At 60.0% G+C, this 14878-nt stretch carries 11 protein-coding genes and 1 pseudogene; 10 read left to right on the forward strand and 2 right to left on the reverse strand.

Features of this window, described 5'->3' with window-relative positions; translation table 11 throughout:
* Positions 1-20 precede the first annotated feature (20 nt).
* The 8 genes and pseudogenes from AC3WKX_RS08260 to AC3WKX_RS08295 all read left to right on the forward strand — a co-directional run bounded on the left by AC3WKX_RS08260 (position 21) and on the right by AC3WKX_RS08295 (position 10751).
* Positions 21-1649, forward strand: coding sequence for an ABC transporter substrate-binding protein (locus tag AC3WKX_RS08260; protein WP_003216000.1), 1629 nt, complete (start codon positions 21-23; stop codon positions 1647-1649).
* A gap of 364 nt (positions 1650-2013) precedes the next feature.
* Positions 2014-3558 (forward strand): ABC transporter substrate-binding protein, encoded by a 1545-nt coding sequence (locus tag AC3WKX_RS08265; RefSeq protein WP_371135981.1) that lies wholly within the window; start codon positions 2014-2016, stop codon positions 3556-3558.
* 171 nt (positions 3559-3729) lie between these two features.
* A pseudogene (locus AC3WKX_RS08270) lies at positions 3730-5114 on the forward strand (OprD family porin).
* A gap of 81 nt (positions 5115-5195) precedes the next feature.
* The gene (locus tag AC3WKX_RS08275) at positions 5196-6794 is read left to right on the forward strand and encodes an ABC transporter substrate-binding protein (protein ID WP_003215993.1); all 1599 of its coding nucleotides are present in this window, start codon (positions 5196-5198) and stop codon (positions 6792-6794) included.
* A 74-nt stretch (positions 6795-6868) separates the two neighbouring features.
* Positions 6869-7879 carry an ABC transporter permease subunit gene (locus AC3WKX_RS08280; RefSeq protein WP_003215992.1) on the forward strand — a complete coding sequence of 337 codons (1011 nt, stop codon included), beginning with the start codon at positions 6869-6871 and terminating at the stop codon, positions 7877-7879.
* Between the two features lie 10 nt (positions 7880-7889).
* Positions 7890-8801 carry an ABC transporter permease subunit gene (locus tag AC3WKX_RS08285; RefSeq protein ID WP_003215991.1) on the forward strand — a complete coding sequence of 304 codons (912 nt, stop codon included), beginning with the start codon at positions 7890-7892 and terminating at the stop codon, positions 8799-8801.
* 10 nt (positions 8802-8811) lie between these two features.
* The gene (locus AC3WKX_RS08290) at positions 8812-9780 is read left to right on the forward strand and encodes an ABC transporter ATP-binding protein (RefSeq protein WP_008437263.1); all 969 of its coding nucleotides are present in this window, start codon (positions 8812-8814) and stop codon (positions 9778-9780) included.
* Positions 9780-10751 carry a peptide ABC transporter ATP-binding protein gene (locus AC3WKX_RS08295; RefSeq protein ID WP_003215987.1) on the forward strand — a complete coding sequence of 324 codons (972 nt, stop codon included), beginning with the start codon at positions 9780-9782 and terminating at the stop codon, positions 10749-10751. The genes AC3WKX_RS08290 and AC3WKX_RS08295 overlap by 1 nt, the downstream gene beginning before the upstream one ends.
* 113 nt (positions 10752-10864) lie before the next feature.
* Here AC3WKX_RS08295 and AC3WKX_RS08300 read toward each other — a convergent pair whose 3' ends face one another.
* Positions 10865-11140, reverse strand: coding sequence for a hypothetical protein (locus AC3WKX_RS08300; RefSeq protein WP_003215984.1), 276 nt, complete (start codon positions 11138-11140; stop codon positions 10865-10867).
* Between the two features lie 168 nt (positions 11141-11308).
* Positions 11309-12892: a peptide chain release factor 3 gene (locus AC3WKX_RS08305; protein WP_003215978.1), complete on the reverse strand. Its 1584-nt coding sequence runs from the start codon at positions 12890-12892 to the stop codon at positions 11309-11311.
* A gap of 295 nt (positions 12893-13187) precedes the next feature.
* On the opposite strand from AC3WKX_RS08305, the gene AC3WKX_RS08310 reads away from it, so the two are divergent.
* The gene (locus AC3WKX_RS08310; RefSeq protein ID WP_233092015.1) at positions 13188-13940 is read left to right on the forward strand and encodes an ABC transporter permease; all 753 of its coding nucleotides are present in this window, start codon (positions 13188-13190) and stop codon (positions 13938-13940) included.
* A 38-nt stretch (positions 13941-13978) separates the two neighbouring features.
* Positions 13979-14872, forward strand: a complete 894-nt coding sequence (locus tag AC3WKX_RS08315; RefSeq protein WP_003215975.1) for a glycine betaine ABC transporter substrate-binding protein — start codon at positions 13979-13981, stop codon at positions 14870-14872.
* Positions 14873-14878: the final 6 nt, after the last annotated feature.

Raw genomic sequence — 14878 nt, forward strand, 5'->3', positions numbered from 1 at the left:
CAACAAATCATGAGGCCAACATGCTTAAACACGCAGTCATTCCGTTATTAGTCAGCGCCGGTTTAATGGCTGCTGCACCTTTCGCCCAAGCGGCGAGCAACCTGGTGTTCTGCTCCGAAGGGAGCCCGGCCGGTTTTGATCCAGGCCAGTACACCACCGGAACAGACTTCGATGCTTCGGCCGAAACCATGTTCAACCGTCTGACCCAGTTCGAGCGCGGCGGCACCGCTGTTGTTCCTGGGCTCGCCACGACCTGGGACGTTTCCCCGGATGGCCTGACGTACACCTTCCACCTGCGTGAAGGCGTCAAGTTCCACACCACCCCGTACTTCAAGCCAACTCGTGAATTCACGGCTGACGACGTACTGTTCACCTTCAACCGGATGATCAATAAAGACGATCCGTTCCGTAAAGCCTACCCGACCGAGTTCCCGTACTTCACGGACATGGGTATGGACACCAACATCAAGAACATCGAGAAAGTCGATGACCACACCGTCAAGTTCACCCTTGGCACCGTGGACGCCGCCTTCATCCAGAACCTGGCAATGAGCTTCGCCTCCATCCAGTCGGCTGAATACGCCGCCCAGCTGTTGAAGGAAGGCAAGGCACAGGACATCAACCAGAAGCCAATCGGCACTGGTCCGTTCGTGTTCAAGAGCTACCAGAAAGACTCCAACATCCGTTACACCGGCAACAAGGATTACTGGAAACCTGAAGACGTGAAGATCGACAACCTGATCTTCGCCATCACTACCGACCCGTCGGTGCGTATCCAGAAGCTGAAGAAAAACGAATGCCAGGTGACCCTGTTCCCACGTCCGGCCGACCTCAAGGCGCTGGGTGAAGACAAGGACCTGAAACTGCCGCACCAGGCCGGTTTCAACCTGGGCTACATCGCCTACAACGTAATGCCGGTCCTCAAGGGCCAGACCGCGCCTAACCCGCTGTCCGACCTGCGCGTGCGTGAGGCCCTGGACATGTCGGTGAACAAGCAGCAGATCATCGACTCGGTGTACCAGGGCGCAGGCCAACTGGCTGTCAACGCCATGCCGCCAACCCAGTGGTCCTATGACACCACCATCAAGGATGCGCCGTTTGATGTGACCAAAGCCAAGGCTTTGCTCAAGGAAGCCGGCGTCAAGGAAGGCACCGAGATCACCCTGTGGGCGATGCCGGTCCAGCGTCCGTACAACCCGAACGCCAAGCTGATGGCCGAGATGCTGCAGAACGACTGGAAACAGATCGGCCTGAAAGTGAACATCGTCAGCTATGAGTGGGGCGAGTACATCAAGCGTTCCAAAGGCGGCGAGAACCAAGCCATGATCATTGGCTGGAGCGGCGACAATGGTGACCCGGACAACTGGCTGAACGTGCTGTTCGGCTGCGATTCCCTGGCCGGCAACAACTTCTCCAAGTGGTGCGACAAGAAATTCGACGGCATCGTGAAAGAAGCCAAGGCGACTTCCGACGTAGCCAAACGCACCGAGCTGTACAAGCAGGCGCAACATATCCTCAAAGATGCAGTCCCGATGACACCTATCGCGCACTCGACGGTGTATCAACCCATGCGCAACAACGTGCAGGACTTCAAGATCAGCCCATTTGGCTTGAACTCCTTCTACGGCGTGAGCGTAAGCGGCAAGTAAGGATCTCTGGCGGCGACGTTTCATAACGTCGCCGTTATTGCATCCGCCAAGACCGTAGGAAACAGACCACCTCCGCACACGCTGCCGTCCTACGGCAGCTAACTGCGAATCGCGGCTCCGTTACCTACAAGGTCTGTCAGATTCGTTGCATTTACTGCCTGGCTCCCGACCCATAACGTCGTGGTACGGCAGACGCATCGTCTCTGTAGGGCAACTGCCGTTGTGGGATCAGTGTTGTCGCAAGGTCGTGAATGACCTTGCGATTGCTCACTGACGAAAACAACAAACAAGGATCGGGATTGTTATGCGCCATACCACCGTTCTATCCGCGATATTTGGCACCAGCCTGCTGGCTGTGGCCTCGATGGGCCAGGCTGCCGAGAAAAAGAGCCTGGTGTTTTGCTCCGAAGGCAGCCCGGCGGGCTTCGACACCGCGCAATACACGACGGCCACCGATAACGACGCCGCCGAGCCTATCTACAACCGCTTGGCCGAGTTTGAAAAAGGCGCGACCAATGTCGTACCGGGCCTGGCAACCCGTTGGGATATTTCCGAAGACGGCCTGACCTATACCTTCCACCTGCGTGAAGGGGTGAAATTCCACGGCAACAAGGACTTCAAGCCGACGCGCGACTTCAACGCCGACGACGTGCTGTTCACCTTCAATCGCATGCTTGACCCCGAACACCCGTTCCGCAAGGCCTACCCCACCGAGTTTCCGTACTTCAACGGAATGAGCCTGAACAAGAATATCGCCAAGGTCGAGAAAACCGACCCGCACACCGTGGTGATGACCCTGAACACGGTCGACGCCGCGTTTATCCAGAACATCGCCATGAGCTTCGCCTCGATCCTGTCGGCCGAATACGCCGACCATTTGCTCAAGGTCGGCAAGCCCAGCGACATCAACCAGAAGCCGATCGGCACCGGGCCGTTCGTGTTCCAGCGCTACCAGAAAGACTCGCAGATTCGCTACACCGGCAACAAACAGTACTGGGACCCGAGCCGCGTGAAGCTCGACCAGCTGATCTTTGCGATCAACACCGACGCCTCGGTACGGGTACAAAAGCTCAAGGCCGGCGAATGCCAGATCACCCTGCACCCGCGCCCGGCCGACGTCGAAGCCCTGAAGGCCGACCCGAACCTGCAACTGCTGACCAAGCCGGGTTTCAACCTGGGCTACATCGCCTATAACGTGCGGCACAAGCCCTTCGACCAGCTCGAAGTGCGCCAGGCCCTGGACATGGCGGTGAACAAGCAGAGCATCCTCAACGCCGTGTACCAGGGCGCGGGGCAACTGGCGGTCAACGCCATGCCGCCGACCCAGTGGTCTTACGACGACACCATCAAGGACGCCGCCTACAACCCGGAAAAAGCCAAGGAATTGCTCAAGGCTGCCGGCGTGAAGGAAGGCACCGAGATCACCCTGTGGGCGATGCCGGTACAACGGCCGTACAACCCCAACGCCAAGCTGATGGCCGAAATGCTGCAAAGCGATTGGGCAAAGATTGGCCTCAAGGTCAAGATCGTCAGCTATGAATGGGGCGAGTACATCAAGCGCACCAAGAATGGCGAGCATGACATCAGCCTGATCGGCTGGACCGGCGACAACGGTGACCCGGACAACTGGCTGGGCACCCTCTACAGCTGCGACGCCATCGGCGGGAACAACTACTCCATGTGGTGTGACCCGGCGTACGACAAGCTGATCAAGCAAGCCAAGGTCGTCACCGACCGCGAACAAAGGACTGTTCTATACAAACAGGCGCAGCAACTGCTCAAGCAGCAGGTGCCGATCACGCCAGTCGCCCACTCGACGGTCAACCAGCCGTTAAGCGCCAAAGTCGAAGGTTTCAAAGTGAGCCCCTTCGGCCGCAACGTGTTCTCGGGCGTCAGCATCAACCCATAAAAAGATAACCGGATTGCGCAGGGCGAGCATTCGCCTTGCTGCAAACGTGCAGCCTTATTTCGGGTTTTACCCATGGGCAAACGTTTGCAAAGGCTTGAACGAGTTACACACCCAATAGCCGGTTCACCTAAAAAGACCGGCATTAAAAAGAGAACCAAAGGAGCTTCACCCATGAAACTGAGCAGCACCGCGCTACTGGCCCTGGCCATCAGCAGCATCACGGCTAACGCCTACGCTGATCCTGCAAGCCAGGACTTCGTTCCAACCACACTGGCCGGCACCAGCGCCCAAAGCGAGGCCAAAGGCTTTATCGACGGCGCAAGCCTGGGCGGTACAACCCGCAACTGGTTCTCCAACGAACAACGCTTCCGTGGCAGCAAGTTCACTTACCAGAAGCACGGCGAAGCCCGTACTGACAACTACCGTACCAACTGGGTGCAAGGCACCATCCTCAACGCTACCTCGGGTTTCACCCAAGGCACCGTTGGCGTGAGCACTGAAGTGGCGGTCTACAACGCTCTGGTCCTGGACCGCAGCAAGCGCGACATCAAGGGCGGCTCCAACCGTACCCTGGCCGACTCCGACGGCGACGCTGTAGACCAGTGGAGCAAACTGGGCCTGGCCAACGTCAAGTTCCGTGTCTCGAACACCACCTTGACCGCCGGTCGCCAGAACTTCAGCAGCGGCATCATCGACACCATCGGTAACCGTGCGCTGCCTTCGAGCTTCGAAGGTGTGAGCTTCAACAGCGAAGAGTTCAGCAACCTGTCCTTCCAGGGCGGCGTGTTCGACCGCGTTTCGCCACGGACCGAGCAGAGCCTGTCGAAATTCCGTACCGAATACGGCAATGGTCGCCAGGAAACCGACAAGGTCAACACCCTGGGCGTCAACTACCAGCCGTTCAAGAGCCTGAAGACCAGCCTGTTCGCCGCTAACGTGGAAGACTTCTGGAACCAGTACTACTTCGGTGCTACCCACGAGCTGGGTGACAGCCAGACCCTGTCCCTGACCACGGGCCTGAACTACTACAAGACCGTCGACGAAGGCAAAAAGTTGATGGGCAAGATCGACAACGACACCTACTCGCTGTCGTTCGGCCTGACCCACCAGGCTCACAGCCTGACCTTCTCCTACCAGGCCGTGAACGGCGACGAGTACTTCGACTACCTGCACGAAACCAACGGCATCTACCTGGCCAACTCCCTGACGTCCGACTTCAACGGTCCGAACGAGAAGTCCTTCCAGATCGCCTACGGCATCAACATGGCCGAATACGGCGTGCCGGGCCTGAAGTTCAACGTCTACTCGGCACGTGGCTGGGGTATCGACGGTACTCACTACACCGGCGACGGCGGCCGCGCTGGCTTTGCCTACAACGGCATTCAGGCCCAGGACGGCGAGAAGCTGTAGGCGCGGCTTACGCGATCCAGAGCGGCGCACTCAAGGCCACCACCATTCGTGGTACCTACGTGACTCACCGTGCCAGCGCCAACCAGGCTGACGGCAACCTGCGTGAGTTCCGCCTGGTGACCACCATCCCGTTCAACATTCTTTAATCAGCGCCAGGTCGGCGGCGGGCTCAGGACGAGCCCGCCGCCTACGCTTGTCTGGTCCAATCGATTGCAGAGGGCTCTTAGATGAAAATGCTCCCGTTACAAGCCGCCATTGCCGCTGCGCTGTTGAGCGTTGCTGTCGGCATCTCGGCCAAACCGTTGGTCGTCTGCACCGAAGCCAGCCCGGAAGGCTTCGATCCGGTCCTGTACACCACGGCTGTCACCGCCGACGCCGCGGCCGAAACCATCTTCAACCGCCTGGTGGACTTCAAGCCCGGCACCACCGAAGTGATCCCGGCACTGGCCAAAGACCTGCCCGAGATCAGCGCCGATGGCCTGACCTACACCTTTCACCTGCGTGACGACATCAAGTTCCACACCACCGACTACTTCAAACCCACGCGCAACATGAACGCCGACGACGTGCTTTGGAGCTTCCAGCGCCAGCTGGACCCGAATCACCCGTGGCACAAAAAGTCCAACGTGGGCTACCCATACTTTGAAAGCATGGGCTTCAAGGAACTGCTCAAGAGCGTAGAGAAGACCGATGACCACACCGTGGTCTTCACCCTGACCCGCCCTGAAGCACCGTTCCTGGCCGACCTGGCCATGGCGTTTTCCTCGATTCACTCCGCCGAATACGCCGACCAATTGCTCAAGTCCGGCAAGACCGACGACCTGAACGCCAAGCCCATCGGCACCGGCCCGTTCATCTTCACCCGCTACGCCAAAGACGCCCAAGTGCGCTTCAAGGCCAACCCGGACTACTTCCGTGGCAAGCCGCCGGCTGACCCGCTGATCCTGGCCATCACCACCGACAACAACGTGCGCCTGCAAAAGCTCAAGGCCAACGAATGCCAGATCGCGCTGTATCCGAAACCGGATGACGTGCCGAGCATGAAGGCCGACCCGAACCTGAAGGTGGCGGAACTGGCGGCGATGACCACCGCCTACACCGCCATGAACACCACCCACAAGTACATGAGCGACGCGCGGGTGCGTCACGCGATCAACATCGCGTTCGACAAGAAGGGCTACAACGAATCCCTGTACGGCAAAGGCAACGCGGTCGACGCCACCGGCCCGTACCCGCCAACCCTGCTGGGTTTCAGCGACAAGCTGAAAAACCCGCCCCGCGACCTCGACAAGGCCCGCGCCCTGCTCAAGGAAGCCGGCGTACCGGAAGGCACCGAGTTCACCCTGTTTACCCGCAACGGCGGCGGCCCGACCAACCCCAACCCAATGCTCGGCGCCCAGCGCATGCAGGCGGATCTGGCGCAGATCGGCCTGAAAGTGAACATCAAGGTCATGGAATGGGGCGAAATGCTCAAGCGCGCCAAGAATGGCGAACATGACATGGTCTCCGCCGGCTGGGCGGGGGATAACGGGGACCCGGATAACTTCCTCACCCCGAACTTGAGTTGCGATGCAGCGAAAAACGGCGAAAACTACGCCCGCTGGTGTAACAAGGAGTTTCAAGACTTGATCGACAAGGCGCGCGCCATCGCTGAACCCACCCAGCGCGCTGCACTCTATGAACAAGCAATGGACGTTTTCGACAAGGACCAACCATGGATTCCCATGGCTTACCCGAAAATGTTCACCGCCATGCGTAAAAACGTCGAGGGTTATACCCAAAGCCCTCTGACCACAAATAACTTCGCCACCACCCAGGTGAAGTAGATAAGAGACGCTCGGCACCGTCGACATTGACGGTGCCGAACCTGCCTAACCGGCTGATTGAGGTACACAACAAGATGTTTAGTTTTATTGCCCGCCGATTGGGGTTATTGATCCCCACGTTTTTCGGCATCACCTTGCTGACCTTCGCGTTGATTCGCATGATCCCTGGCGACCCCGTCGAAGTCATGATGGGCGAACGACGAGTCGACCCCGAGATGCACGCTCAGGCAATGGAACGCCTTGGTCTGAATAAACCGCTCTACGCGCAATACCTGGATTATGTCGGCAAGCTCGCCCACGGCGACCTCGGCGAATCCCTGCGCACCCGTACCAGCGTGTGGACTGAATTCACCGCCCTTTTCCCTGCGACCCTGGAACTGTCCATGGCCGCCCTGTTGTTCGCCGGCATCCTGGGGCTGTTAGCCGGGGTGATCGCGGCCTTGAAGCGAGGATCCCTGTTCGACCATGGGGTGATGGGCATCTCCCTGGCGGGATATTCGATGCCGATCTTCTGGTGGGGCCTGATCCTGATCATGTTCTTTTCCGTCAGCCTGGGCTGGACGCCAGTCTCCGGACGGATCGACCTGCTCTACGACATCGAGCCGCGCACCGGCTTCATGCTGATCGACACCCTGCTGGCCGACGAGCCAGACGCATTCTGGGACGCGTTGCACCACCTGATCCTGCCGGCCATCGTGCTCGGCACCATCCCGCTGGCCGTTATCGCGCGGATGACCCGTTCGTCGATGCTCGAAGTACTGCGCGAAGACTACATCCGCACCGCCAAGGCCAAGGGCCTGTCGCCGGCACGCGTGGTGTTCGTCCACGGCCTGCGTAACGCCTTGATCCCGGTACTCACCGTGGTCGGCCTGCAAGTCGGCACATTGCTGGCCGGTGCGGTCCTGACCGAAACCATCTTCTCGTGGCCCGGCATCGGCAAATGGCTGATCGAAGCCATTGGCGCACGGGATTATCCCGTGGTGCAAAACGGCATCCTGTTAATCGCCTGCCTGGTGATTCTGGTGAACTTCGTGGTGGATATCCTCTACGGCTTCGCCAACCCACGCATCCGTCACCAGCGCTGAGATCATGACCATGACCACACCTACTCCCGCGGTAGCAGTCGATCAAAGCCTGCTGTACCCGTCCCCGTACAAAGAATTCTGGCAAGCCTTCTCCAAGAACAAAGGCGCGGTTGCCGGCCTGCTGTTCATGTTGCTGGTGGTGTTTTGCGCGCTGTTCGCCCCTTGGGTGGCCCCGCACAACCCGAGCGAGCAATACCGTGACTTCCTGCTGACCCCTCCGGCCTGGCTGGAAGGTGGGCAGATCCAGTTCCTGCTGGGCACCGATGAACTGGGCCGTGACCTGCTGTCGCGCCTGATCCAGGGTTCGCGCCTGTCGCTGTTGATCGGCTTGTCGTCGGTGGTGATGTCGCTAATCCCGGGAATCCTGCTGGGCCTGTTCGCCGGTTTCTTCCCGCGCCTGCTTGGCCCAACCATCATGCGTCTGATGGACATCATGCTGGCCCTGCCATCGCTGCTGCTGGCTGTGGCGATTGTCGCGATCCTCGGCCCTGGCCTGATCAACACCGTGATCGCCATCGCGATCGTATCGCTGCCGTCCTATGTCCGTCTGACCCGCGCTGCGGTGATGGGCGAACTGAACCGTGACTACGTGACTGCCGCCCGCCTCGCCGGCGCCGGCCTGCCACGCCTGATGTTCGTCACCGTGCTGCCGAACTGCATGGCGCCGCTGATCGTTCAGGCCACCCTGAGTTTCTCCTCGGCAATTCTCGATGCTGCTGCCCTGGGCTTCCTGGGCCTTGGCGTACAACCGCCAACCCCTGAGTGGGGCACCATGCTGGCCTCGGCCCGCGACTATATCGAACGCGCCTGGTGGGTCGTGAGCCTGCCTGGCTTGACCATTTTGCTCAGCGTGCTGGCAATCAACCTGATGGGCGACGGCCTGCGCGATGCGCTGGACCCGAAACTCAAGAACGCCGCCTGAGGAGATTCCCATGTCACTGCTAGAAATCAAGAATCTCAATGTCCGCTTCGGCGACAAGACCGCCGTGCCGGTGGTCGATGGCCTCGACATCTCCGTCGACAAAGGTGAAGTACTGGCGATCGTTGGCGAGTCGGGTTCGGGTAAATCCGTGACCATGATGGCGCTGATGGGCCTGATCGAGCACCCCGGTATCGTCACCGCCGACGCCCTGAACTTCGACGGCAAGGACATGCTCAAGCTGAGCAACCGCCAGCGTCGGCAGATCGTCGGCAAAGACCTGGCGATGGTGTTCCAGGACCCGATGACCGCCCTGAACCCCAGCTACACCGTGGGTTTCCAGATCGAAGAAGTGCTGCGCCTGCATTTGAAAATGTCCGGCAAGCAAGCGCGCAAGCGTGCCATCGAACTGCTCGAAAAGGTGGAAATCCCGGGCGCAGCCAGCCGTATGGATGCCTACCCGCACCAGCTGTCCGGTGGTATGAGCCAACGTGTGGCCATCGCCATGGCGATTGCCGGCGAGCCGAAACTGCTGATCGCCGATGAACCGACCACCGCCCTCGACGTGACCATCCAGGCCCAGATCATGGACCTGCTGCTGGCCTTGCAGAAAGAGCAGAACATGGGCCTGGTGCTGATCACCCACGACCTCGCGGTAGTGGCCGAAACCGCCCAGCGCGTGTGCGTGATGTATGCCGGCCAGGCCGTGGAAGTCGGCCAGGTGCCGCAGTTGTTCGACATCCCGGCGCACCCGTACAGCGAGGCGCTGCTCAAGGCGATCCCCGAGCACAGCCTGGGCGCCACGCGCCTGGCCACGCTGCCGGGTATCGTTCCCGGCCGTTATGACCGCCCGCAGGGTTGCCTGCTGTCGCCGCGGTGCCCGTATGTGCAGGAGTCCTGCCGCGCCCAACGCCCGGGCCTTGACCCGAAAAGCAACAGCCTTGCCCGCTGCTTCTACCCGCTGAATCAGGAGGTGGCGTAATGGCCGTCGTACTTACCGCCCGCGACCTGACCCGTCACTACGAAGTGTCCCGTGGCCTGTTCAAGGGCCATGCCCTGGTGCGCGCACTCAACGGTGTGTCGTTCGAACTGGAAGCCGGCAAGACCCTCGCGGTCGTAGGCGAGTCCGGTTGCGGCAAATCCACCCTGGCCCGCGCCCTGACCTTGATTGAAGAGCCGTCTTCCGGTTCGCTGAAAATCGCCGGGCAAGAAGTCGCCGGTGCCGACAAGGCCCAGCGCAAGCAACTGCGCAAAGACGTGCAGATGGTGTTCCAGAGCCCTTACGCCTCGCTGAACCCGCGCCAGAAGGTCGGCGACCAACTGGGCGAGCCGCTGCTGATCAACACCAACCTGTCTGCCGCCGAGCGCCGGGAAAAGGTCCAGGCGATGATGAAGCAAGTGGGCCTGCGCCCTGAGCATTATCAGCGCTACCCGCACATGTTCTCCGGCGGCCAGCGCCAGCGGATCGCACTGGCGCGGGCGATGATGCTGCAACCCAAGGTGCTGGTGGCGGATGAACCGACCTCGGCGCTGGACGTATCGATCCAGGCCCAGGTGCTGAACCTGTTCATGGATTTGCAGCAGGAATTCAACACCGCCTACGTGTTCATCTCCCACAACCTGGCGGTGGTGCAGCACGTCGCCGATGACGTGATGGTGATGTACCTCGGCCGCCCGGTGGAAGTGGGCCCGAAGGAAGACATCTATGCGCGCCCGCTGCACCCGTACACCCAGGCGTTGCTGTCGGCGACCCCGACCATTCATCCGGACCCGAACAAACCGAAGATCAAAATCGTCGGCGAGTTGCCCAACCCGTTGAACCCGCCGTCTGGCTGCGCCTTCCACAAGCGCTGCCCGTACGCGACCCAGCTGTGCAGTACCGATGAACCGGTGCTGCGACCACTCGACAACCGCCAGGTGGCTTGCCACTACGCGGAGCAATTTGTGGTCTGACGTGCAAAAAAAATGCTCTGGAGGGTGAGTCCAGAGCATTCCAGTGTTCTACAGCCCTGCTTGTCGGATAGCGCATCTGTTCGGCAAGCGGGGCTTTCTTTTGCCTGCGTTACTTACGTATCGCTGTCGCCATCGTTGTAAGTGTCGCTGTCTTCGCCATCATTGTCCGGGTTCTCGGCATCGTCATCGTCCTTGGAACCGCCCTGGTTTTCGTCACCGGGCTCGGATTCACTCTTGGCCAACTGCAAGCCACCCGCCTGCACCGTCTTCGCCGCCACAAACCCCGTGCCATGGCTTTGCACAGCCGTATTGGCCCACGCGGCAGACATGCCCAATGACATCATCACCAGCACTTTGAGCAACAGCACCACACGTTGAAAGATACTCATGGTCGAATTCCGCCCAGTCAGGAGTTGAACTGCGTACGACAGCTGTCCACCGTCGCTTTGCTTCAAACTAGTCCCGAACTGAAGTTTTCGCCAATGAAACAACCTGAATAGCAGCCAAAGAAAAAGGCGAAGCCATCACAGCTTCGCCCTCTCTTATATCGCTAACCCTTAGTGATGCTCACGGGTCGCGCGGAATTTCACATCCGGCCAGCGCTCTTCCATCAGCGCCAGGTTGACCCGGGTCGGGGCCAGGTAGGTCAGGTGACCACCGCCGTCAATCGCCAGGTTTTCCACGGCCTTGATCTTGAACTCTTCCAGCTTCTTCTTATCGCTGCAATCGATCCAGCGCGCGGAGTACACGGTGATCGGCTCATAGGAGCATTCCACCTTGTATTCCTCTTTCAGGCGACTGGCCACTACATCGAACTGCAGCACACCGACGGCGCCGAGGATGATGTCGTTGCTGCGCTCCGGGAAGAACACCTGAGTGGCGCCCTCTTCCGCCAACTGCTGCAAACCCTGGCGCAGTTGCTTGGATTTCAGCGGGTCACGCAGGCGTACGCGGCGGAACAGTTCCGGGGCGAAGTGCGGGATACCGGTGAAGCCCAGCACTTCGCCTTCGGTGAAGGTGTCACCGATCTGGATGGTGCCGTGGTTGTGCAAGCCGATGATGTCGCCGGCATACGCTTCTTCAAGCTGCTCACGCTCGGAGGAGAAGAAGGTCAGGGCGTCGCCGATGCGCACGTCCTTGCCGGTACGCACGTGGCGCATTTTCATGCCTTTTTCGTATTTGCCGGAGCAGATACGCATGAAGGCGATACGGTCGCGGTGCTTGGGGTCCATGTTCGCCTGGATCTTGAACACGAAGCCGGCGAATTTCTCTTCCACAGGCTCCACGGTACGCTCGTTGGCAACCCGGGCCAGCGGCTTGGGGGCCCAATTGACCACGGCATCCAGCACGTGATCGACACCGAAGTTGCCCAGGGCGGTACCGAAGAACACCGGCGTCAGCTGGCCGTCGAGGAATTCCTGCTGGTTGAACTCGTGGCAGGCGCCCTGCACCAGTTCCAGCTGGTCGACAAACCGGTCGTACTCGTCACCCAGGTGGGCGCGGGCTTCGTCGGAGTCGAGCTTCTCGATGATTTTCACATCGGTACGTTCGTGGCCGTGGCCAGCGGTGTACACAATGATGTAGTCGTCGGCCAGGTGGTACACGCCCTTGAAGTCGCGGTAGCAACCAATCGGCCAGGTGATCGGCGCAGCCTTGATCTTCAGGACGGCTTCGATTTCGTCCAGCAGTTCGATCGGGTCGCGGATGTCACGGTCGAGTTTGTTGATAAAGCTGACAATCGGCGTATCCCGCAGGCGGCACACGTCCATCAGCGCGATGGTGCGGGGCTCGACGCCTTTACCGCCGTCGAGGACCATCAGCGCCGAGTCCACCGCCGTCAGGGTGCGGTAGGTGTCTTCGGAGAAGTCTTCGTGGCCCGGGGTGTCGAGCAGGTTGATCATGTGGTCGCGATACGGGAACTGCATGACCGACGTGGTAATGGAAATACCACGCTGCTTTTCCATTTCCATCCAGTCGGAGGTGGCATGGCGGTCGGATTTACGGGATTTCACCGTGCCGGCCACCGCGATCGCCTTGCCCATCAGCAACAGCTTTTCGGTGATGGTGGTTTTACCGGCATCGGGGTGGGAAATAATGGCGAAAGTGCGGCGTTTCGCGACTTCGGCGGCCTGGTGGGTCATGGGAAATCGCCTGGCAGGTGAGTCAAAAAAGGGCGGCGAGTATAGCGCAAACCCGGGGTGACGGACCACCGTTCACCCCATTGGGGGTGGCTAATTGCTGCCAAGTATGGAACCTTTTAAAAGGTAGAGACGTCCACTCCCCTGCTATCGCACTCGTAACAGGGGCTGAAAAATCAGCAAGTTAGCCTGACGAGGCTGCGCTCATGGCTCGACCGCATACCGCGTTGCCGGTAGGGGCGAGCTGCTATTCGCGACCACATTCGCCGACAGCCAGGAATGGCATTGCCGCTCGGAAATGTGTTCGCCGACAAAAGAAAAAAGGAGTCCGCCTGTGGCTATTCGCTATGGCAAAGGGCTGATAGGAGGAGCGGTTGTCGTCGCTCTCCTGGCCCTGCTGGTCCACTGGATCGGCATCAACACGATCGAACTGTACCGCGACGATTTGTTGTTTTACCTGCAAGCTCACTTGATCCTCGTCCTTGTTTCGATGCTGGCCGCCCTGATCGTAGGGATTCCCGCCGGTATCCTGCTGAGCCGACCCAACATGGTCGGGCGCGCAGAACGCTTCATGCAGATCTTCAACATCGGCAATACCGTCCCTCCCCTGGCCGTACTGGCCATCGCCCTCGGTGTCCTTGGCATCGGCAGCGGCCCCGCGATCTTCGCGCTGTTCCTCGCCTCGTTGCTGCCCATCGTGCGCAACACCTATGAAGGCCTGAAAAACGTTCAAGGTTCCCTGAAAGAAGCCGCCGTCGGCATCGGCATGACGCCGCGCCAGGTGCTGTTTCGCGTGGAATTGCCCAACGCCGTGCCGATCATCATCGGTGGTGTACGCGTGGCCCTGGCGATCAACGTCGGTACCGCGCCCCTGGCGTTCCTGATTGGCGCCAACAGCCTGGGCAGCCTGATCTTCCCCGGCATCGCCCTGAACAATCAGCCGCAACTGCTGCTCGGCGCCGCATGCACCGCGCTGCTGGCCTTGCTGCTCGACGGTCTGGTGACCATGGCCAGCCGCCTTTGGCTGGAACGCGGGTTGCGTCCGTCTTAAGGCTTTGGCCCCGTCTTGGGCCTGAAACAGGAATTCACATGAAAAAACTGACATTGATATTGAGCTGCGTCCTGCTGTTCGCAGGGTTTGCGCAAGCCGCTGAAAAACCGGTCATCCGCATCGGTGCCCGGGTGTTCACTGAACAGACCCTGCTCGCCGAAATCACCTCCCAGTACCTGCGCACCAAGGGTTACGACACCCGTGTGACCGGCGGCCTGGGCAGCAACCTGGCACGCAGTGCCCAGGAAAGCGGGCAACTGGACCTGATCTGGGAATACACCGGCGTGTCGCTGGTGGCCTACAACCACGTCGACGAGAAGCTCGACAGCGAACAGTCCTACGCCCGAGTGAAAGAACTCGACGCGAAAAAAGGCCTGGTCTGGCTCTCCCCGTCGAAATTCAGCAACACCTACGCCCTGGCCCTGCCAGAGAACGTGGCCAAGGAATTCCCGCAGATCAACAGCATCAGCGACCTGACCGCGGCACTGGCCGAGAAAACCAAGGAAAACCGCCTGGTGGCCCTGGACACCGAGTTCGCCAACCGTTCCGACGGCATGGCCGGCATGGTCAAGCTGTACGACATGAACCTGACCCGCAAGAACACCCGGCAGATGGACGCCGGCCTGGTGTACACCGCGCTGCGTAATGGCCAGGTGTTTGCCGGCTTGGTCTACACCACCGACGGTCGCCTGAACGCCTTCAAATTGAAGCTGCTGGAAGACGACAAGCACTACTTCCCGGACTACACCGCCGCGCCGGTGGTGCGTCAGGTTTACCTCGATGCCCATCCGCAACTGGCCGCTGATCTCAAGCCACTGGCTGCGCTGTTCGACGACGAAACCATGCGCCAGCTGAACGCGCGGGTCGACGTCGACCACGAAAGCCCGTCCGCCGTGGCCGCAGATTTCCTGCGCCAGCATCCGATCAACTAAGAGGAG

The organism is Pseudomonas sp. GP01-A4 (assembly GCF_058780865.1).